This is a genomic window from Nocardia sp. NPDC051052, assembly GCF_044456045.1.
Lineage (GTDB): Bacteria > Actinomycetota > Actinomycetes > Mycobacteriales > Mycobacteriaceae > Nocardia.
Genome location: NZ_JBITFL010000015.1, coordinates 28,684 through 52,331, shown reverse-complemented (window position 1 = coordinate 52,331; position 23,648 = coordinate 28,684). Strand labels below are relative to the sequence as shown.

At 65.7% G+C, this 23,648-nt stretch carries 2 protein-coding genes; both read right to left on the bottom strand.

The annotated features are described in order from the left end of the window. Window positions 1-77 precede the first annotated feature (77 nt). Window positions 78-2,801, bottom strand: a complete 2,724-nt coding sequence (locus ACIBCN_RS37075; RefSeq protein WP_396996657.1) for a hypothetical protein — start codon at window positions 2,799-2,801, stop codon at window positions 78-80. After that, window positions 2,791-23,316 carry a C2 family cysteine protease gene (locus ACIBCN_RS37070; protein ID WP_396996656.1) on the bottom strand — a complete coding sequence of 6,842 codons (20,526 nt, stop codon included), beginning with the start codon at window positions 23,314-23,316 and terminating at the stop codon, window positions 2,791-2,793. Before ACIBCN_RS37070 ends, ACIBCN_RS37075 begins: the two co-directional genes overlap by 11 nt. Between the last annotated feature and the right edge of the window lie 332 nt (window positions 23,317-23,648).

Below are 23,648 nucleotides of genomic sequence, written 5' to 3'. Positions count from 1 at the left end.
GTGCGCGAGCAGCGCCGAAACAGCTTCTTAACAATATGTTTCAAGCACACCGAGCCGAATCATGCTGTTGTGCAGCGTTACCCGCTTGGCGGCTTCGGCAGTCCGGCTCGGCCACTGGAGGTAAGCGGCGGATGGGGCGGGTGCCGAGGGTCCGGCGGGTTCGGTGCGTTCGGTGCATCCAGCGGGTTCGGTGGACCCGGTGCGCCCAACGGGTTCGGTGCGCCCGGCGGGTTCGGTGCGCCCGGCGGACGCGACAGGTGCGATGGACGCGTTGGGGGCGGCGGGCCTGGTAGCTCCGACGGGTGCGGCGGCGGCGTCGGGTGCGGCGAATCCGGTAGATGCGAAAAGTCCGGCGGAAGCGGCGGGCGCGGAGGATTTCGCGGGTGCGGAGGACCCGGCGGCGTCGGGTGCGGCGGATGCGGCGGTGGCGGATGCGGCGGATGCGGCGGCGTCGGGTGCGGCGGCGTCGGCGGATGCGGCGGATGCGACGGGTCCGGTGGGTGCGGCGGCCCCGGCGGGGTCGGGTTGGGCGGTGTCGGGGGATTCGGCTGGCCCCATGCTGTCGAGTCCGGCGCTGTCGGAGCGGTGTACGGGATGATCTCCGGATTGTGGTGCTTGTACTGCTTCGGGCGGGTCTTGCCGCGCAGGTCGGTGGCCTTGGCTTGGTAGACGTCGGTGCCGGGGCCGCCGGTGCCGTACTCTTTTCCGAGGCGTTCGCTGCGCATCAGAGCCCGCTTCCACCAGGTGTTCTCGTCGGTGCCCGGTTGCGTGATCTTTCTGGCTTCGCCATCCGCGGTGCGGTTGATCGCCTCCTGGTTCATCCGCACCATTCGGTGGTCGTCGGCGTGGCGCTGCGCCTGATCCGCCCGGCGCTGCAGGGCATCGGCATCGGCCTGATGCTGATCCGCCGTGCGTTGCGCCTGGCCTGCCTCCCGTTCGGCGGCGCTCAATCCGCGCAACGTCTGCTCGTGCGCGCGCTGCGCATCGGTAAGACGCCCTTGCAGTTGTTCGACCCGCTGCGGGTCGGTCGTCCGCGTCGTCCGTGCGCTGGCCAACTGCCTCTCAGCGTCGTGCACTTGGCGTTGTGCCTGAACAAGGTTCGCCCGCGCTTCGCGGACCCGCCCGTCCCCGGCATCGGCCAGCGTCTGCTGCACGGTAGCTTTCCGCTGCGCGGTGTCGGCGACGTCCTGGGCCTGGTCGGCCGCGTGCTGCGTCGACGCGGCCCGTTCCGCGAACTCTCGCGCGCGGCCCGACATCCGTGCCGCCCATGGCGGCTGTCGATCGACCGACTCCAAGCCCGCCGGTTCGCCGAGCGCACGAGCCCGGGGGCGGCTCCCCGGCGGCTCGGCGGATTGTGCCCGCGGCGCAGGCTCGGCGGACTCCGGCCCCGTCCGCAGACGGTTTCCCGGCGACTCAGGTGATGGAACGCTCGGGTCTCCCGAGTCCGGTCGCGTCCACTCGCCCAACACCCGGCTTCGCGAGCGATTCCCTTGTGACTCAGCGGGTTCGGCTTGCAGACGCGGTTGCCGCTCACGCACCTCGCGGTGGTATCGGCGCAGGTTTGCGGCATCCTGGCGGTCGAGCTCGGCCAGCCTGCGTTGCCGCGTGGCGCCCGAGCCTTCGACCGCGGATCGGTCCACCGGCGCGGGCCGCGCGACGGGGTCGTCTCCGGCGGCACCGATAGCCTTGGCGACCCGGCTCGCGGGCGCGTAAACGTTGCCCTCGGCGTCGAAGTGGAAATGCCGGAGAAAGCCGGTGCTCGCCGGGCCGCGCGGGACCCGGTTCAGCTGGCACAGGCCGCGGGTCGCGCCGGGCACCGCGCCGCGGAAGGCGCCACCGGCCATCGAGGCGGCGAATTCGGAACCGCTGAACCCGCTTTGCCAATCCCCGGTATTCAGCGCGGCTCCGACCGCGCCGCCGATCGTGCTCACCTCACCGCCGAACGCGCCGATCGCCATGCCGCGCAACGCCCCACCGGCTGGGCTGAGCCTATTGGTCAACCGGCCGATCGTGGTGTCGAAGGCGATGCCACCCCAGTGCGCGCCGGCCCGGCCCACCATGCCGCCGAGGAACGACGACCCGAACGACAGCACCAACTCGTTGCTGTCGAAGGACCGGCGGGTGTGTGCGGCCAGTTGAACTCCCTGCACGACCGCGTCCACGGCCACCGCCTGCGTGCCGGACACCACGCCCTTGACCGCGTAGGTGGACAGATTCTTGACGACCAGCTTCGACCACGGTTTGCGGCCAGCGGTTCCCAAGGCTCGCAACACAAGCTGCTCGATCTTCGCGACCGTGAAATCCTCGGCCGCGCGCAGCGTCGACCGGGTGCCCGCCACGGCCGCCGCCTCCAGCGCCGGAGCCGTCGGCGGAAACATCCACGCCCACATGATCTCCGCGGCAAGCAGCACGTAGGAGACGATCATCATCAACTTCGCCTCCTGCACCGCCGTGCCGAAATCGAAGGCGGCGTTGCCGAGTTCATCGAAAACGGCCGCCAAAGTCTCCAGCGAGGCACCGCCGTGCAGCAGGCTGTCGAACAGCCCGGCGATCGCCTCCGCGCCGGCGCCCGAGGTGTAGGCCCTTGTCGCGTCCCGCTGCACCGACGTCAACGGATCCACCTGAGCGGCAAGCCCTTTCGCCGCATCGTTCCAGGCATTGCCGATCGCGAACAGCAGATCCTCGTTCCCCTCCGGCGGGTCGATACCGACCAGCCAGCCCAGCCATTTCAGCTCGGGCGGGATCTCGATCATCGCGTGCGCACCGTCGGCACGACCGGCCGTGCCGGTGTCACTCGTCATCCTCCGTGCGATCGGTGCGCCGACGTTTGACGTGGTCGGGACCGACAATATCGGTGGTGAGCGGACGTCCCCGGGCGCTGCTCGGCCCCGGATCCCCTCCACCGCCAGGCATCTCGGTCTCCGGGGTCGGATCCTCGGGAGCTTCGCCGGTCGTGTCCGCGTTCCACCATTCGACGAACCCGCGCCGGTTGGCGAACTCCTCCTCGGTGGCCACGGTCTCGTCGTGCAACGCGTGGCGATACGCGCTCGCGAGCAGCCACGGCCAGATCGGCTGATCGGGGCCGGGCACCGAGCCCGCCGCCGAGCCGGGGTAGCTATCCCGGCCGATCACGTACCGGATCGGGCCACTATCCACCTCGAGCAGGATCGCGTAATGACCCGCGGTGATCGGATCCGCCTCCGCGATAGCGTGTTCCGAGGCGAACAGGGTGTCGTCGCCATCGTCGATGGCCGCGAGGATGTCGCTTCGCGCGGCGCCGATCGGCGTGAACATCCGCCTGACCCCATCCGGGTTCCGGGTGACGAACTCACGCAGGATCTGGGTCAGCTGCGGATCGCCCAGGTCCAGGGGGACGTCGCCAGGACGCGGTCCGGTCGCCGGATCCCACAGCGGCCCGGCCAGTTCGATCGGCAAGTGCAGTCCGGCCGCCGCGGCCTGCGCGGCGCTGATCAACCACTCGTCGCGATCCTCGTCCGTGACCAGCACCGTGTCGCCGTCACCCGCCGTCACCTCATACGGCCTGCCGTGGATCAGATACAGCGGGGCGACCTGCCCGCCGAGCTCGACACGCCGCGCGTGCAGGAGCGCGTGACCGGGCCAGAGAATACCGAGCGAGTCGGGCCGGGCGAAGCTGCCGACGGCGGCGGTCACGAAACCCTCGGCGCGCAGCTCCGCCAACGTCACCCGCCGGGTCTGCCCGTCCTGTTCGATCTCGACGAAGTCGACGGTGCCGTCCGGCCGCTGGGCGACACCGGTAACTTCCGCCACCGTGTCCTGCGCCCAACCCATTTGGTGATCGGCGAGGCGGAAACCGGCGCGGGCGAAGCGCACGAACTCGTCGCCGCGGCGCACGGCGGGCACGGCGTCGGCCGGTAGGAAACTGTCCTCGCCGGGCACCACGAATCCGGCGGCCGCCAGCTCGGCCGGGGTGACCAAGGCGGTGGATCGGGCTTCGCCCTCCACCCGAACCCGGAACGGGAGTCCGTGCGGCCCTGCGTATTCCACCTCGGTCACGGTCAGCAGCTGATTGCCCGCGGCCACGATCCGAGTGCCGTCGGCGGCCACTACGGCCGCCGTATCCCCGGTGTAGCGCAGCCGCGGCGGTGCGAACTCCGTGTGCCGGGGCACCGTCTCGATGGGCGGCACGAAGAACGGCAAGTACGGCTCATCGGCCGAAACCGGCGACACGGGCACGAACGGCCGTCGGGTGCTGGTTTCGGGCGCGACCCGATCCCGCTCGTCTCCCAGCAGCCTCATTGCCTCGTCGAGCCACGAAAGTGCTTGTCCCCCTGGCATATTCTGCGGTACCTCCGCCGAGGTTTCGGTGCTCGCCCGGACGGCACGGTGCGCCTCGATGATCAGGTGGGGCCAGATCGGGCGCCCACTCTCATAAGGCAGATCGGTGAGGCAGTCCACCGACACCCATCGCTGCCCGACCCGAACCTCGACGCTACGGAATCCTCGACGCTCAGCGGCCTGCTCGTCGAGCGGCGCGGGCGCGCTATCGGCACTGTCGCCGCTTATCCGCAGCAGGTCACCGACCACGGCCAAGTCGCGACCGACAATTGCGTGAATTTCCAAGATGGCCGGTCTCGGCAGCTGCCGCAGATCGTTGATCAGGTCTTCGCGGGTGGAAACCGGCCTGCCCCACAGGGGGCCGTCGAGCACCCTGGGGTGCCGTACGCCCACTTCCGCGGCCGCGCGTGGGTCGACCCACACCGACTCACCGTTACCGCGACGGAGCAGGATCGCGCCACGGAGATGGGCGCGGGGTTCGACCGTAATGCGTTCGCCGACAGTGAATGTCACGGGACCAAGGGGGCCCGGCACCGTCACGAACTGGGATTCGGCAAGCTGATAGCCCGAGACGGTAACAGCGCCACGGGTCGCGGTGGCCGGCCGGTAACCGACCCGAGCCAATGTTTCCTCCGCCACGTAAGCTACGTCGCCGCCCACGCCCTGTACCAATCGATACAGTTTCGCCTTTTCATTGGCTACGAATATCTTCTGAGCCTCGTGCATGCTCGCTTCGTGCCTGAAGAAATTGCCCGGGTGCGGATATATGATCCGATTGTTCTGGGCGACTACGGCTCCGGTCGGTCGAACTTGTCGCTCCCACCGGCGTGTCACCGCGTTGCCGTCCTGCCAGGAAAAAGGCCGTTCCAGCACATTAAACGGTCGTAGTCCGCCGTGCGGCTCGGCATGTTCCGCGGCAAAGGAACTCGCCGCGCTCTGCAACCAGGCCTCGGCGGCAGCGTGCGCTTCGAGCACCAGTGCGGGCCATACCGGAGCTTCGGCCGGAGTAGCGGACGTATCGGTGAGACCATCCACCCGTACCCATCGCGGTTCGTTCCCCACCCGCAGCAATACCTCGATATTGCCCACTTCGTCGTACCGCACCATGTCCCGAACCGATGCCGGATGCTCGACCACCAATTCGCGAAGTTCCTCGACAAGCGGCGAAATCATCGGTAGATATTCGAGATCCGCTGTCGTTGGCCGCGGCCTGCCGTCAGCATCCGTTCGAAACGCCGGCCCGTCGAGCCGGCGCAACGGACGCAAACCCACCGCGGCGGCGGCATCGGCGGTCACCGACCACACCAGGTCACCCTGACGCAACCACACCCACGTCCCGCTCGAATCACCGTAAATCGGTTCAACGACGAACCGCATGCCCGCCAGCAGCACTAGTTCCTGGTAGGCACCGCCATCCCGAGCACGAACGATCAACGTCGCCTGTTCACCGCCAGGTAACTGAACAAGAGAACCTGGACGATCTGGTACCAATACCGCGGCATGCCGAGCCGCGGGTACCTCCGCCGGACTGAGCAGCCCGCTGCTCATCAAGGCGCCGGATCCGCTGAGATCACCTGGGGTGTCCGCGATTTCGTAACTCGAGCCGGCATCCATGGCATGGGTGGTCGAGGTGTCGGCGAGGCGACGGGCCCCGGATCCGCTTGCGGCGAGCTCGGTCGGCTTCACAAAGGACGTTTCATCCAGAATATCCATGCCGTAGGTACCGGGACCGGTGCTCGACAGCGATTTGAACTGGTTGAATCGACGCAGTAGGACAACCTTCTCGGGGCCGTAAGGATCACGCAGCACCAGGGCGGCCGGGCGGCCTTTCGCGTTACGTCGAACCTCGACCGCCGTGTAGGAATGGTCCGAGGAAAGATCGGTTTCCGGATGTGTCGAATCTTCGTCGAACCGAGCTCGACTGCCCAAGACCACGGTGTCCCCACGACGCAGCGCGTAATCGATCCGCTCGGCGAGCCAAGCCGCGACCGTGGTGTCCACCAATGCGGTGTCGGACGCCCACGCCCGCATATGCCGGATCAACCGGACCGTCCGCACCCGGAATTCCTCGTCCAGGAAATCCCGCAGGCCTGCGGGACTGGCCACATCGAGACCTTCCCGCTCCGCGGCACGCCACACGGGACGCAGTTCGTCGAGTGCGTGTGCCATACCCGCGCCGACCCGATCCGACAGCTCCGCTCGGTCCAGGTTCATCGGACATTCGGTGTCGGTGTCCACCCACAGCAGATCGAAGGCCGCCGAGAAATACTCCTGCAGCAACGACTCGGTGCCGCGCCGCGTGCGCGGATCGATCTCATGAAGCCAGCGTTCCAACTCCCGCTTTGCCGCCGCCCGGTCCCCGGGGTGTTTGTCGCGGAACTCTTTGAACTTCTTTTTGGCCGGTGCCCATTTCGTGTTGTATCTGTTCGACAGACGGGCGCGCCACGCGGGTTCGGTATCCAGCACTGCGTGGGCGAAGCCGTCGCTACGGAGCAGCTCGGCCATGGCGTCACGCTCCAACGTCAGCGGATGCGCGAAATAAACATCATCAATACTCCGGGTCGGCTGGGTGCGCCCGGCGAATCCTGGTGCCTGCTCCGGCCACAGGGTCGCGGCGGTCCGGCCCGCGCGGCCGAAGTGAATACCCGCGTACCCTCGGTCCTTACCCCTGTGTACCGCCCATGCCTTCTCGACAATGGCCGCCCACAACGGCTGGTTCGGCTCGTGCACCGCATACATCATGCTGCCGTCATCAGCCCGGTAGAAGTCACGATTCACCCGAACCCAACGCCAGCCGTCCGGTACCCGAAATCGAACACTGAAAGTATCGTCGCCATGCTCGTGGATCATGCTCTTGATCCATTCGGGATGTTTTTCGGCCAACCCGATCAAATCGGCAAGCAGATAACAATCCGCGATGCCGCCTTGCCGGACATCCTCTGGTCGCGGCCCGGTCGCGCCGTACAGTGGCCCTGCGGCGCGGCCGACGATGAACGACTCATCGGCACCCGAGACCCACGTCACCGACTCCCACTCGGCTGATTTGGACAGCTTGATCCGCACCGCGTTCCCGATGTTTGTCATCGCCGCCGGCCTGGACCGCGTCGAAAGCACCGGATTATCGGATCCAGCCACATAACCGTGACCGTTGGCTTTCGCCAGTAGCCACATACCTTCGCGTGGGTTCGAACCACCTCCGAAGATATCGAAGGCCAGCTCCACCACTCGCTTGTTCAGCTTTCGCGTCGAGTCGTCGGGGAATCGGGCTTCATACCAGTCCGGGTGCTGGTCCGGCTGCTCCACACTCAGCCGCGTATCGAGGTGTATCCGAATCAACTTGCCATCAGTGTCACGCAGGAATAGTCCGCTCTCATCGAGATAGACCGCGGCAGCGGGCATTTCGATCGACCCGGGTGCGTTGACGGCCGACTCCACGAACTCCCACGCCGCGGCGACAGGCGCCGCGGCTGACGAGGAGTCAGGGCCGGCAGCCGCGTTGATCTGATCGGCCGGGATCGGCTCCCCGAACAATGCCGACAGCTCGTGCGCGGTGAACAGCGAATCCGATCCATCGTCGGCCGCGGGGATCTGCGCCGTGGCAACAGATTCCGCGACAGCGGTAAAAGGCCGATCCAAATCCATGAAGTCCGGTGCGATGTCCGCCGGGGTATCGAGCTCGTAGTCCATCTCGGTCGGCGACTCCGCACCGTCCTGCGGCTGCCCGACCATCCGGGAGTACCCGATCCCAGTGGTGGGCACGGCATCCAGCCCGTGCATGCCGCGCGCGCCCGCGCCACTGGTGGAAAGGAAATCGAACTGGTTGAAATGACGCAACGGTACGGTCGACTGACCGCCGTTCGGGTCGCGCAGCAGTACACCGGTCGGATTACCGGCGGCGTCGCGTTCGACACGAACGACCGCGTACGCGTGCTGCGGACTGAGCCCGCTGCCCGCATGCCGCTTTCCGTCGGGCGTCCGGCGGGTGCCCAACGTCTGAATGTCCGTGCGCCGCAACGCGTAGTCCAGCCGGTCCGCCACCCAGGCCGCGATCCTGGTGTCCGCCAACGGTGCTGCGGCTTCCCATGCCCGCAGCTGCGCGGTCAACCGGTCTGTCCACTGATCGAAGTGCCCGTCCAGGAACGCGCGCAGACCTGCCGGGCCGGTCACCTCGGCGCCGTCGAGCCGTGCCGCCCGCCACGCCGGAACCAGTTCGATCAGGGCGTGCGCGATACCGGAACCGACCCGCGCGGACAGCTCCGCGCTGCTCGATTCCATCGGATTCCCGGTGTCGCCCGGCTGCCACAAACGGTCGAATGCCGCATCGAATCGACGGCGAAGCACCTGGGCGGTGCCGGTCGCGCCGCGCGGATCGATGTCGCGCATCCACTGCCGGAAAGCTGTTGCCGCGGCGTCCTTCTCACCATCGTGCGCCTCGAGCAATTCCGCATAGTGGCGCTGCGCGCGGTCCCAGTTGTCCGCGTCCGACCAACCCAGCGCCTCAGTGCGCCACTCGGATTCGACGTCCAGTACCGCGTGCGCGAAGCCCTCGCTACCGAGCACTTCGGCCAGCGCGTCGCGGCCCATGCCCATCGGATGCGCGAAGCTCGGGTCGTCGACGCTGCGGGTCGGCTGGACACGTCCCGCGGAACCCGCGGCCATCGCCGGGCGCAGATTCGCGGCGGTGTCGCCCGCCCTGCCTGCATCGATACCAGCGTAACCCTGCTCGCCGCCCCGGTGCACCGCCCACGCCTTCTCGATCACCGCGGGCCACAGCGGCTGGCCGGGCAGGTGTGCGGCGTAGCTCATCCGGCCCGCCGAATCGGTGTAGAAGGTGCGGTCGACCGGCACCCACACCTCCTCGTCGCCGCGATAAAAACGCACCGACCAGGTGCCGTCCAGGTGCTCGACGACCATGTCCGTGATCAGCGTTGGATCCTGCCGCACCAGCGAGATCAGGTCGGCGTGCAGATAGCAGGTGCCGACATCGCCCTGCCGCACGTCGGTCGCGGTCGGACCGTCGGCACCGAACAGGTCACCGGCGATGGTCCGCCGACTCGGCGCCATCCCCGTGTCGGCGGGCAGTGGGTGCCAGGCGGTCGCGGGGTCGGTATCGGCCGGATCACGCAGCGCCACAATGGGACCCGCCATGCGCACCGGCATGATCGTGCCGGCGGCGAAGTGCACGGCCGCGCCATCGCCGCGGACCAGGACGGCACCGGCGTGCTTCGGCCTCAACAGCGACCGATTCGCTGTCGAGGTGTCGAAGTGGCTTCGCAGCAGATCGAAGCGAACGACGCGCTCACCGATCTCGCCGCCGAAATCCACACGGCGCCAGTCGTATCCGTCCTCCGACGTGGCCGGGCCGACCAGTCGGGGCTCGACACCCGCGAGCATCACCACCACCAGGTTGCCCGCGCGGTCGGGGACGATCAGGCGGTCCCCCGGGATACTTATCGCCGCGGGCGGCATGACGACAGCTGTCTCGGGGGCCAGCACGCTCCCCGCGGTGGGCGTCGGTTGCGCGGCCGCCACGAAACTGAGTCCGCCGGCTTCGTCGACCACATCGGGCAGAGCGCCGGACCGGTCTACATCCGTGACCTCGCCGGACCGGTTCATGTCCGTAACCACACTCGAACCGCCGGCACTGCCCGGAGTCAGCGCCTCGACGCCCGTCGACTCGTCCGACTGCCCGCTCGGCGTCCGGCTGACCGAATCAGTAAGGCCCGCAATCTCATTCAGATTCGACGCTGCGGCGGACCGCACTTCTGCCAGCTCGAGGGGGATCCGCGTGGCGGCGTGGTAGTGGTAGCTGCCGTTGTGTACTCGCATCAGGACGTGCTCGGGCCCGGCCATGGGTCCGAAGGCGGCTCGGCTTCCGTCCGGGTTCACCACGATGAGACGGAATCCCAGCTCGTCGGCGGCGACGCGGACCAGCACGTCCCCGATTGCGCTATCCGATGTGCCGACATCGATGTAGGCGTCGATCTGCGAATTGAGCACCCAGGGCAGCATTTGGCGCATGCCGTCCACTTCCTGCTCCAGCGCCGGAATACCCGGGTCGTCGGGATCTTGCTCGCGCATCAGGCGGAGCGTGTCCTCTTGGTCGCGGACTGCCACGAGGACGCCGTCGACCTCCGGGTTTCGTCCCGCGAGGAACTCCTGGTGCCGAGCCTTCAACGCCTCGACAATTCGGGAACGTAGATCCCCGTACATCGGCTGCCCCGAGGCGACATTGATCGCCCAGAACAGCGCGGGCGGGCCTGGCGGAATCGGTATTACCTGATATCCCGGGAGCGCTTCGATCTGCCGATCCGCAGGTTCGTAACCGGGGTCGAAAACTGGCCCGATGTCGGCCTCGACATCGGATTCGCTGTCATAATCTATATACTCCGCCTGCTCGATCGACAATTCATCGGCGTCGGCGGACTGCGGCGCGTGCGGTCGACCATAGTTCGGATTGGGGAAGAATTGACCCAACGTCTGCGTGGATCGATGGAAACGGAAGGCGCCGACGATGAATTCCCTTCGAATCCCGCCTGGCAGCGCTATTTCCTCCTCGCGATGGAAATCGTGCGGACCGGCCGCGCTGTGCGCATCACTGTCGTGCAGCGCCAAGGTCGCATTCACGTCGATTCCGCCGGGAACACTTATTTCGTAGACATACCGACGGGGGAATACTTCCCAGATATCCGCTCTCTTCGAGGTGCCGACGAAGACGGAATCCCTATTGTTCAGGACATATTTCCGCAGATCGGTGAATTCCGGAATCGGCGGCGCGAATCCGGTGTCGAATATGTCGTTCGGCGACGAATTGCTGCTGCGGTAGAGCGGTTCACTGGTTGTCCGCCACACCACCCGTTCGACGCCGAGGTTCTGGAGGTCGACGGTGGTGTCCACCGCGGCTGCCAGGCGGTCCGGCTCGGGCGCCTCGTCGCGGAGGTCGACGACGGCATCATCGTCCTCGACCGGTGTCGAGGACGTCGCCCCTTGCCCGGGCTCCTGGTCGAGCACCGCTTCGCTTTCGTCGGTAAGCCAAGCCAACTGTTCGAACGCGCTGACGATCCGTGGGTCCATCATCGCGGTCACGTCGGGCCACCACAGTTTTTCCAAGCCGAGCACGTTCTTGGCGTAGTTCATCAATGAGCCGTGGACCGCGGCACTTTGCGCCAGCAGCATCGGCCCACTGACGATGGGGGCACGCAACGTCAACCGGCCGCCGACATCGTCGGCTGTTCCGGTCAGTTCCTGAAGACCGAGTACGGCATTGGGCAGTACTTTCATCGCTTCCGCGATGTGGTGTTCCAGAACCGCCAACAGCATGGTGTCGACCGGGGTGATCGTTTCCTCCGCTACTGCCGCGCGCATTCGGGTCAGGATGTCGCGGAGTTCTGCCGGGTCGGCTTGAATCACCCGCTGCACATCGGTGAACGGTGTCCCCGGAACGTCTATCGGGTTACCGAAGAGCAGTTTTTCCGGAATCGCCGTCATCAGGTCGCGCAGGTACCGCGAATTCGGCGGCGCGACCAGGAATTGATTACCGAACTCGCCGCGGTTATATCGAATGGCGACGGCCTGGGCGACCTGCTCGGTGAACGGCAGCGTCGGATCGATACCGAGCACGCCCAAGGATCGGTGCTCGCGGATCCGTGGCGCGAGCACCGGGACGTCGTCCTCGTGCAGGCGCATCGGCGGGAGTTCCGCGAGCCGGACCGTGCCGGGCGCGATATCGACGTCGGCGTACACCCCGCCCCACTTGACGAGCACCGCGTAGCGGGCGATGTCCGAACTCAAGTTGAACGCGCCGGTTCGCAGGGCCAACCGGTACGCGGCCACCAACTCGTCACCGCCGACCTCGGCGACCAGTTCGGTGACACCGCCGTCGAGTAGCAGCTTGTCGCCGATCAGGGGACCGAGCTCCGGATGCCGCCGCAACTGGTCGAAGACCTTGTCGTGGCCGCTCTCACTCCACAACGTCACCGTCCAGTCGGAGCCTTCGGCCGCCTCGACCCAGGCCGCGACGTTCGCCACCGCGGCCGGGCTCAGCTCGCCGCCGAACCAGGCGAAGTTCATCCGCGTCGGCACCTGGTGCACCTCGGCCGGATGGCTACCGCGCGTCTGCTGCGCGACTAGTTGCTGCTGCAGGTGCGCGACCATTTCGGCGTGATACCGGTCGAGCCGCTCGTGCCCGAGCTTGCGGACGAACCCGCGGGCACGCGAATTCTCGCCTAGCGCAACAAAACTCGTCAGCGCCGAGCGCATTCCGGCAACCGTCACGACGCCGCCGGCCATGGTGCCGACGGCCTGGTCGCACCACCGCCGGTAAGCGTCTTCCGCCTGGGCCGGTGAGATCGCCTGCCCAGGCACCTTGGCCTTGTCGAGCACGTCGAGCAGTAGCATCCGGCGATCTCCGGCCACCATCTCCGCGCGGCCTTCGCTGCCGTCCCTCGCGTCGAATCTGTCCAACAGGGTGTCGAGATGTGCCACGGTGACCGCCGAGCGGTCGGCGATCCGTGCCGAACGCAGAATGTCCCACAGTCGCCGCATCGTGGTCAGCTGCCGCACCGCCGCGGGTACGTCGGCGGGCACCGGCCCGAGCAGCTCGTCGTGCAGCCCCCACAGCGCGGCCAACCGCGGGCCCGGATCCTCGAACAGACCCCGCCCCCGGTCCACCAGACTGTTCCGGTGGTCCAAGCCGATGTCCTTGGCCAACTGCACATTCGACAAACCGTTCGCCGTAAGGAAGCTTTCGAGGCCGGCCACCGATCGTGGCAAAGCCCCGGACTGTGTGCCGTCGAGGGCAAAGAAGTCCGGCACGGTGGCTGCCGCCGGCTCCGAGGTATTCGGCGCGATACCCGGCCGTGCGCCGATCTGAGCCGCCGACGATGACGTTGCCTCGTGCCCCGCCTCGGCGTCCGCCACGCCATAGGCAAAACGAGTGCCCGGTCCGGCGGCACGAAGCATGTCGAACAGATTGAGATACTTCAGGTCTACGGGGAACTCATTGCCGCCGTGCGGGTTACGGAGCACCACCGCCGTAGGTAGCCCGAACGATCCGGAAGCCAGGCGGATCCGGTCTACTCGGACCACCGCGTACGCATGTTGAGGTGACAACGTGAAAGACGGCAGTTGTTCGGGGATATCAGCTTTCGTACCCAAGCTCACCGTGTCACCGCTATGGAGCAGGTAATCAATTCGCTCCGCCACCCACTGGGCGATCCGGGTATCGGGCAGCTCGTCCACCGATTCCCAGGCGTCGAGATGATCGCTCAGACGCTGGCGAAGCGGCCCCCATTGCCTGTTGAGGAAATTCACGAAGGCGATGGCACTGTCGGTTTCGTCCTCGGGCCGCCAAGCCAGCAGTGCTTCGCCGACCGCGGCCGCCAGGCCGGCACCGAGCACCTCGGCCAATTCGGCATGGCTTTTCTGCCGCAGAGCAGACGGAAGCAAGTCTTCGTCCTTCATGCGATTCATTACCCGCATGCGCGCCATCACCAATTCGGTTCGCCATTGCGGGCCGTTCCAATCCGCGAACATTCGAGCGAAGCCTTGGCTGCCCACCAGGTCGGCCACCGCATCTACGTCCAGCTGGAACAGCGCCTCCGCCAACGGATCATCGACGTGATGGGTCGACTGGACTCGGCCCGCGAACCCTGGCACCCGCGGCGGCCGCAACCTGGCGGCCGTTTCCCCGGCCTGTCCGCCGTCTATGCCGAGATAGCCTCGATCTCGGCCGCGGAACACTGCCCAGGCCTTCTCTATGACGGCGGGCCACAGCGGCCGCGAAGGATCCTGTACCGCATAGATCATCTGCCCGGCCGGGTCGGTGTAGAAGGTGTTATCCACCTCGACCCACACCCAGCTATTGGTCTCGGGAGCATAGAACCGGACCTTGAATGTGCGCGACTCGCCGGTCCCGGTCTCGTGAATCATGTTGTGTATCAGGTGCGGATTACTGGTCGCCAAGCCGATCAGATTCGACAGGAGGTAGCAAGACCCGACATTGCCCTGGATGACATCTTCCGGCCGCGGCCGCCCATCCCGGTAAAGGTCGCCTGCCGCCCTTCCGGTGCGGAGGACCAGCGCCTCGGATCGGCCGACCGACAACCAGCCCTCGTCTTCGGGCAGGTGCAGATCCATCTTCGCCGGATCGAGTGGATTCTGTCGAATAGCGACATTCGAATCCGCCGCCCATCTGACGAGCTGATCGTCCTTGCCGACGCCGAAGATACCGGCAGCCTTCGGCCGCCATCCGCGTTGTCTACCGGCGAGAGATACCTCCTCGAACTCCTCGTGCAGCACAATTTCGGGCACGTCCCATACGCCACCGAGATGTTCGACCTCGACGAACTTGACATTGCCGGTGCTGCTGACTCCCCCGCGCATCCGCAGCACCGAACTGAGCGGAATCGATACCAGCTGACCATCATCAGCACGCACCAGTGCGCGGTCATCCGGCGCCTTGATCATTGCGGCGGGCAGCACGACCGGCAGGTTCGACGGCGGCGGATTCTCATCGCCGGTGGGCGCGACAACCGCCTGCCTGAACACCAGCGCCTCGGCAGCCGTTAGACCCTCGATCGGCTCATTCGCGTACAGCCACTCGCGGTCGTCGTCGCTCGGGAAAGTCTGCTCGGTGTAGGCGGGATCAGCAGGCAGCGTTTCCACAACCGCCGGACTGGGAGCTACCGGCGGCTCTGCGGCTGTGCCGCCGCGTAGCGCCGGACGCCCGGAACCCACGACCTCGGAGACATCCAGCACAGGCTGATAACCAGCAACCTCTCCACTCTTACCGACCGCGACCCAATAATGCCCGTCATCATCCCGAACACCCGCCCGGAACAACGCGACCGCCCGCTGCCCCGGCACACCGAAACGCCAACGTTCGACAAAACCGTTCTCGAAATAAACATCCAAATTCAACCCCAAAGCCTCCGCCGCCACAGGCAACGAACGATCAGCTGCGGGAAGCAAATGATCAACCGCCGGACGACCCGAATCACCAGGCGTCAACAACAGTTTCAACTGCTCGACAAACGCACGCACCCGCACAACCATCGACGGCTCCGCACCCATGAACTCACCGACATACAGTTCCGGAGCCGCGAGCATCGCCCGCACCACACCATCCCGGAAATCCCGATGCGCCCCAGCATCATCGGCATCAATATCGAGCGCCCGCGCCAACGCATGCCACAAACAATTATTCGCCACCCCCGGCTGCGACTCCCACACCGCACCCACCACCGGCGGAACAACACCCGCCAACACCGCCCGCAACTCACGCCCGCTCGACGCACCCGCACCACCACGCAGCAACGGCCGACCAGCCGCTGAATCGCTCGACGCCGACTGGCCCTGCGGGAAATTGGTGGACTGATCCTCGTCCTGGCCGATTTCCGCCTCGAACTTGAACGTGGACAATCCATGTTCACGAATCAGCTCGCCCAGCCGCTGCTCATCCATCGCGATCCACGGATCGCCGGCGGTTCGCACCAGGATCCGGCCGGATTGCGCTACCGCGGTGAACCTGTGGTGCAACGCGTCACCGAGGAACAACTGTCGCCCAGGGTTTTCGGTCAACCATCGCCACACCTGCGCCGACCCTGCGGCCTCTCCCGGATCGGAGCTGTCCGCGGTGCCCGCGTCACTGTGTGTGTCCGCGGAGCTCGCTATATGGTGGGCCCCCGCCACCTCTTCCCACTCGGGGCCGTCGATCTCCCCCGCACCAATCCAGTGTTCGTACAACGTATCCGGGTGCGCCAGTCCGGCCCGCTCCGCGTCGACGCGGGCGATCCGCCACGACAGCGAGTCGTGCTCGACCTCGAGCAGACCCGGATTGTCGCCTACCGGATGGATCGAGTATTCGACGCCACGGACCACGTACCGCTGTGTGCCGTCGGTTGCCAGCACCGGCACCGCCTGGACGAGGGTGTCCCCCTCGGCCGCCTGTGTTTTCCTGTCGATCTGCTGGTAGGTACCCGCCGCCCGCCGCAGCACATAACCGCTGGCGGCGAGATCGTCTCGGCGCACGAATACCGTTGCGGTGCCAGGCAACCCGGAGACCCGGAACGGGACCCCGGCCTTCGAAGCCGACTCGATGCGCAGGGCCAGGTCCGCCGGCGCGACAAACCTGTTCCCCGCCGAGCGGATCTCGACATCCGGCGCGGGCACCACGACCGAATACCCGCCCTCGGTGGGTTCGAGGCCGGTCGCGTGCGCGACGTCCGCCAGTCCGGCAGTTTCCGATACGTCCGTACTCCCCTGCCAAGACCACGGCGGGCTGTCCCCGTCGGTAGCGGAGTGCGACGCGACCGTGACACCGGTCAACGCATCGGCGGACTCGCTCTGCGCCAGTGCGTTTCGTGACGTCTCGGCATGTGCCCGGACCGCACGGTGCGCCTCGATGATCATGTGGGGCCAGATCGGCTCCCCATTCTGGTAAGGCAGCAGGGTGAGGCAGTCCACCTGCGCCCACTGCCCGTCGACGAGGACCTCGACGCTACGGAAGCCGCGGCGTTCGGCACCGTTCTCATCGAAAAGTTCGGCCGCGTGCACCGATGCTTCCGCGTTGGAATCGGCTCGGTAGCCGCGGTAGACGCGCAGCATCGCGCCGACCTTGGTCAGGTCGTTACCGATAATGCCGCGAAGTTCCGCCGCATCCGCCTGCGCAAGCCGCGCGATATCGCCCATCGCCGGCCCTGATCGCCACCACAGGGGTCCATCGAGCGGGCGCGGACGCCACACGCCCAATTCGGCAAGCGCGTATGAATCGACCCACACCGCCTCGCCGTTCTGCCGATGCACCAGGAACGCGGCGTGCAGCTGAACGTTGGGTTCGACGAATACTCGTTCGCCGACGGCGAGCTCTACGGGGCCGACCGGACCCGGCACCGTGACGGACTTTCGCCCGGCGAGCCGGTATCCCGTAGCTGCCGCCCCGTCCCGAACCTCTCTGACCGGAAAGTAGCCGACCCGCTCGAGGGCCTCCTCGGAAACATATCCTTCGGCGCCGTCAGGCCCCCAAACCCAGCGATGCCACTCCTGCTGCTCGCCGAAGACGAATGCTTTCCGAGCGTTGAAAATCCTCTCGTCGTACCCGAAAAAGCCGTCCGGATATGGCTTTATCAGCCTGCGCTCATTGGTGAACAGGCCACCGGTCGGCTGAACTCGCTGTGCCACATTGCGGGTTACCGGGATTACCTCGTCGTCTTGCCATGAAAAAGGTGCGCCGAGCAGGTCGGGCTCCTTCGCCTGCAACATCAGCGGCACCGGATGAACGCCCTGGAATTTTTCGAGACGGAATCGATCGAACAAAGCGGTGAGCCGCTCACCATTCAAGTGCACCGGATTGAACTGCGCATCCATTACGTGAATCGAACCATCCGAGGATGCGTACGCGGTCAGTAGATGAGCAGCTGCCGTACCGAGCTGGAGGGCACGGTGATCGATGTCGGCCCGCAACCAATCCTCGAAATCTTCTTTGCGGGCGGGCCCGGGGATCAGCTGCCCGAGCAGTTCCGGTTCGGACCAGGACAGGCCGAACGGCAGCAGGGTGCCTGCCTGGACTTTCGATACCCCGTGTTCCTCGCTGAACTGTCGCAACGTTCGATCGCCGAGCAGAATCACGGCGCCGTCGTGGTCGAGGATGATCGTTCGGCTGTCATGGGCGCCGACGGCTTCGCGATGAACACTGAACAGCTGGCGATCGCTGTTGCCGAGCAGCAGCCAATCCTGCGGACCGGACGGCTGCCAGTCATCGACCAGACCGGTATACGGCCGGCTGCCGCGGTAGATCAATAGCTCCGGGTCGTCCCACCGCACGCCGACGGACGAAGCGGTCGACTTCTCGGAAAGCACCGGGGACGCTGTGTCAGCTGTGCCGAGCAGGTGAACTGGCGAGCCGTCGGCCAGTTCGTCGGCGACCGCTGCCGACCGACCGAAATGCGCCGAATCCTCTGGTAGCGCGGCGTTGTCGGAGACGCGCTGAACGCCGAGGTAATGGTTGTTCGTGGTCGATTCACTGTCCTGCGGAACGAACGCGACATAGAGCGGCGCGGTACGGTCGAGCGAGCCGTCGGGCGGAAATATGTGCTGTTGTCCGTCGGCCAGCACAATGATGCGACGCTGCTTGACCAGCGACAGGGCATGCATAACCATGTCGTGGTAGTCGTCGGACCAGGAATCCAACGTTCGGATGGTCTCGGCCGCCGCTCGTGCGAGTGCCGGGAGCTGCTCCCGATCTTCGGGAGAGAGCGGCTCATCCAGCCCGAACCAGCGGATGAATTCCGCCGGATTCTTCGCGATATAGTCGGCGGCGCCCGCTCGATCGCGGGCGGCTTCCGCATCCAAATTCAGTAGTTTCCCGGGTGCGCCGACTTTCCAGGCACCCGGATACTCGGATTGCAGGACGGCGCGGAACGCACAGTTGCCGTCCGCGGGGCCGTTCACCAGCCGGGTGTGCAGACCTGCGGCCAGATACCACTGCTGCGCGAGGCGCTGCAAGAACTCTGGGTAACCCGCGAGCGAATCCCAACCCGGAATAGATTGCCGCACACCGCCGTTCACTAGACGGTCGGCATGGTCCAGCGGTACGAGATGGGCAAGCAATTCACCGTGGGTATCGGCGGCCACCACCGCGCCGGTCTCGTTCACAGTGATCACCCGTTGGGCACCGTCGAAGCCTACGACGCTGTGTCCCTCGCCTACCGTCCCGATGACGAGATCGGCCTGCGAGCCGTCTGCAGACTCGTCGACACGCTGAATCCACACGTGCGTGCCGTCCGAGTCGGTCGCGATCTTTTGGATCAGCTGTGCACCGCTGTGGTGCGTAGTGAGTGCGCCGTTGACAACCGTGGTCTGGATCGTGCCTGCGTGATTGGTGGTTACCGTGTTTCGGTTCGCGTCGGTAGTGGTCACCAGTCGACTCGACTCCGTCACGACACGGCCGTCGTCGTGATACGTGGATTCGGTGTAATCGCCGGAGGGCAGGACACGGCCCACCACAGCGTTCCTACCGCTTTTATCGTCGACGAAGTAGTGGAACGATGTCCCCTTTTCATCCACCCGTATTGCCGGACCATCGGAAATCGGTTGCTGGACATCGTCGGTAGGGGGCTGTTGCTGTTGATCGGGCACCGGCGGCGGAGTGCCTACCGGCTCAGCTGTAACAGGCGGGCGCTCGACCGAGTGATTCGATGAATGCTGCGGCGGTACAAAGCTGGTAATCCGAGGCCGCTCCGTGCCAATGGGCTGCAGCTGCTCACGCAGCTGGCGGAGTTCATGCTCAGCATCCGCGAGCGCGGCTTTGGTATCGGTTCCGTCCGGATCGGCTCTGTGCGCCGCGGCGGCCTGCTCGTATTTGATCCGGACAGTCGTCGCCTCGGGGACATGCGCATAGAGCGCGTCGTCGGGGGAAATATAGTATTGGACGCTTCCGTTCTGACCGTCACGCGCGGTGCGATTCTCGGCCTGGATATCGAAATCTCTCGACTCCGCCGACCGGCTGGTGATGCTGACGGACAGACCATTGCGTTCACTCATTTCGGCGGAGATTTTGATATCGACGCCGCGCGCACCCATCCGGTTGGTGATGAGGATCTTGTTTTCCCCACCGGCCCCCTTGACGATGGCCTGCACTTGCTCTTCCCATTTTTCGCCGAGGGCGACGATCCGTTTCGCGTCGATCGCCTCGAAGTCGATTCCACGACGCAGCCCCATGGCCTCCATCCGGCCCGCAATCGCCTCGACCTCGCTGTTGTCGTTGGCGAGCACCAGCTCCGGCCGGCCGGTGTTTCTGCTCCTATTGACGACATGCTCGGCGATCAAGTCGTGTTTCGCGTCTCGGTTTTCGGCGACCACATCGTCGGAATATTGCAGTTTCAAGGCCCGGAAACGAGCGATGCGCTCGACCGCCGATTCGCCTTCATTCGCCCGGACGGTATCGGCCGTGCCGGTGGCACCCTTCAGTTTCGCGTAATCGTTCTCGTACACCTCTTTCGAGGTGAGCATGGCCGTCTTCGAACTGTCCACATCATTGCGGATGATCAGATCATGTTTGGCCTCGATAGCCTGCGCCAGACCGTTGTTCCATCGGCTTTCATTGGAGGTCCTGGCATCGCGCATCACGCCGTGCGTGGTGGGGTCAATGATATAGATTGCTCTTCTTGCCTCATCGACCGTGTAGTGCGCCTCCGCGCGAAATTGCCATTTTGCGACGGCGGCCATGGCCAGCCGATGCTCCTCACTCCATCCCTGGTCAGGCGTCTGCAATGGCCGCTGCAATATCTTCTCGATCTTTTCACGACCGGCAGGCGTCAACTCGCGTTGTCCGGCTACGTCGCCAGGAGTCGTGGCAAAATCTGCCATGGTGAGACGAGCATCATCTGTGCCGGTATGCTGCTCGATAAAATCACGAGCCCAGTTCACCTGATCCCTGATCGGCTGGTCGGCCGCACCTTTCACGCCGGCGTCGGCAAGAATGTATGCGGAGTCCTTGTGATATCGCGCCTGGTCGTACTCGTCGATCGAGATCTCCGCGCCCGGTACGCGATGCCCCTTCAGGATTCCGAACATCAGCTCGTCCTGCGTGCCGACATAGATCGTCGGCTCACCCTCCTTCGGCGGCTCATAGGTGGTGTTGGAATCCATTCGAACAATCTTGAAGCCGAATTTTTGAGCTACCTCCAGATATGCGGTTTCCGCCTCCTTAGCCAACAGATCGCTGGTGGTGACATACTGCATCGAGCCCTTACGAGCGGCAATAGTCATAACATCCGCCACGAAGGTGATCGACTTACCTTCACCGGCGGCCATCTCGAGGACGTTTACGTCATTCCATGCCTTCAGGCCCGAGATCTGATGCCACCGCAGGACCTTGCCCTCGGTGCCGTGCCGGACCATTTCGATCGCGGCTATCAACGCATCCTCTTCCGTGCCGTTCTTCAACATGCCCATCAGCTCGTCCTTGAACTGCTGCGACATTTCGTCGATCGGCACGTCCGACCAGCCCTTGGCCTTGTGCGCTTCGAGCAACCTGTCGGCCTCGATGGCGCGGGCGCGCTGCTGCGGAGTCATCCGCTCCAGGTCTGCGCGCGGCACATTGACCAACTCCGGGAGCGCCCCGTCGTCGTGGACTACCGGCCCCTCGTTCGGACCATGGTCGTCGGCGGACTTGTCTTTCCCTCCGACGCCATCCGTCTCGGAATCCGTTGTGCGAGTCAGCTCTTCGACGACAGTGGGGTGCTTCTCGGTGAGGTGTGGCTCGGTCCCCGACGGGCGGCGGCCGGGCGCCGACAGCTCCACTTTCGCGTCGCCAGGCACCCGAATCTGGGTCATGCGCTTATCCGCGAGGATTTTCTCCACTTCGGCAGTCGACAAATCCGCGCCATTGTCGGCACGCCGCCAACCGGTGGTCGTCTCCTCGCCGACACCCGGGCGAACATGCTCACTGCGCCAGACGTAGTAGGCGTAGTCCTTGTCGCCGAGTACGACCAGTTCGGCATCGGCTACCGTGGCTTTTCCGTACTCGTCCTTGGTAAAGGTTCTCGGATCATCCAGACCCGCGATCGAGTCCCATTCCTGACGAGTCGCCGGTCCTTCCTCGTCACCGGGCCGAGTGCTTTCGGTACCGCTGCGGTCTGCGCCGGACTTCTTGTCGCTCTTGGTGTCGCTCTTGGCCTCGTCGGTCTTTTTCTGGCTCGCGGTATCACTGTCGGCCTTCGTCCCAGCCTGGGTTTCGGCAGCTGCCGGGCCATTCCGTTCGGCTGCGGGCGGCCACCCGTTCCGCTCCTCCTCGGTGTATTTCCGCCAGTGCTGGTCATAATGGTCGAGACCGTTGTACAGGTCTTTCAACGCGTCTCTGATCCGCCCCGGGGCCGGGCGATAGGCGCCGGCGTCATCGAAGATGGCCGTCATCCGCCCGTCCTCGAACGCGGCCTTGAACGCCACGTACACCCCGGCATTGTGGAACGACTCGTGCGGCAGATCGCTGATATACCAGTTGCCTTCGTGGTCACCGACCACCGTCCGCATCACCGGTGCCGTCTGATTCGCCCAGCGCTTCAACAACGGCCCGGTCCGCGGCAGCGGGATCTCCGAAGTCCCGCCGCCTTCCCCGACGACAGTCTTACCCGACGGAGCCTTGCCCCCGCCGCCGCCCGCCTCGGACTTATTCGACGCCGACTTATCGGTACTCTTCGCGGCGTTGTCGGAGCCCGGCGCGGTCTTACTCGACACCGCATCGGACTTACTCGACACCGACGCGGCATCGTCGGACCCGGGCTTACTCGACACCGACGCGGCGTCGTCGGCGCGGCTCGATACCTTGGACCAGTTCCCCGCCGAGTCGACCTTGTACAGATGCTCGGGTCGCTCGTCCGCGGTCAGCCAGTTCGTATTCCGCGAAAGCGGTTTGACCTTTCCATCCTCCTGGCCGAACCGGGGACGCAACGGTAGATCGCTGCCCTCGGGCACCCGGTATGGCTCGCGCGGCTCCGGCGACTTGAATCCCTTGAGCAAGGCCCACGTCTGCTGCAGGGGAAGCAGTTCCTTCAGGAATGCACCGGTCCCCGGCCACACCGGCCCCAGCAGGCTCGCGTCGACTCGGCGCCACCGGGGCTCGGTCCACGACTTGGCGGAGTCGGTGGTCGTCCCACCATGGGCGTCACCGGCTTTCACCTTCGTATCCGGTGCCGTCTTCTCGCCCGCCCCCTCGGTGTGCGGTTTCGCGCTGGCCGAGCTGTGCTGCGATGCGTTGTCCCCGTCCTTCCGCGAGGGTGCGTCGCCGCGTGGCGAATTCGCGGTCGACTTCTCCGGCACCGCGGACTCGGACACGACCACCGGCTTGCTCTCCGCGCCCGATGACTTGTCCCTGGTGGCAGCCGCGGTGGACTGGCTCTCCGCATGCACGTTGTCGGGGCTGCGGCCACCGCCGTTGCTTTTCGCCTCCGGGCCGAGCGCGCGCGACCCACCGGATCCGCTGGAGTCCGACGACCGCGACACCGAGTCCGCGACAGGCCTCGCCGTCGTACCGGCTCCAGCCCCGGCCCCAGCCGCACGGGGAGTCTGGCCCGCCGTTTGCGGTGCGCCGTCGCCGCGCCCGAGCCCGGACTTGGGCGACTGTGTTGTCGTCGTACCGTCAGGCTGCTTGTCGCTCGAATGAGGTGTCGCGCCATTGCGATTCGACTGCCCGGCGGCGCTTTCCGAGCCCGTGCGCGGTGATCCCGCACTGTGGTTCGACGCTTCGCTTTTAGGAGGTGCCCCTTCGGTGTGAACCGATCCATTGCCACGTTGCGATTCGCTGGTACTGCTCGATCCGCCGGTGTGGCTGGACC

Excerpts from the sequence above, each read along its gene's own strand:
- ACIBCN_RS37075 (WP_396996657.1), bottom strand. The coding sequence starts at position 2,801 with ATGACGAGTGACACCGGCACGGCCGGTCGTGCCGACGGTGCGCACGCG.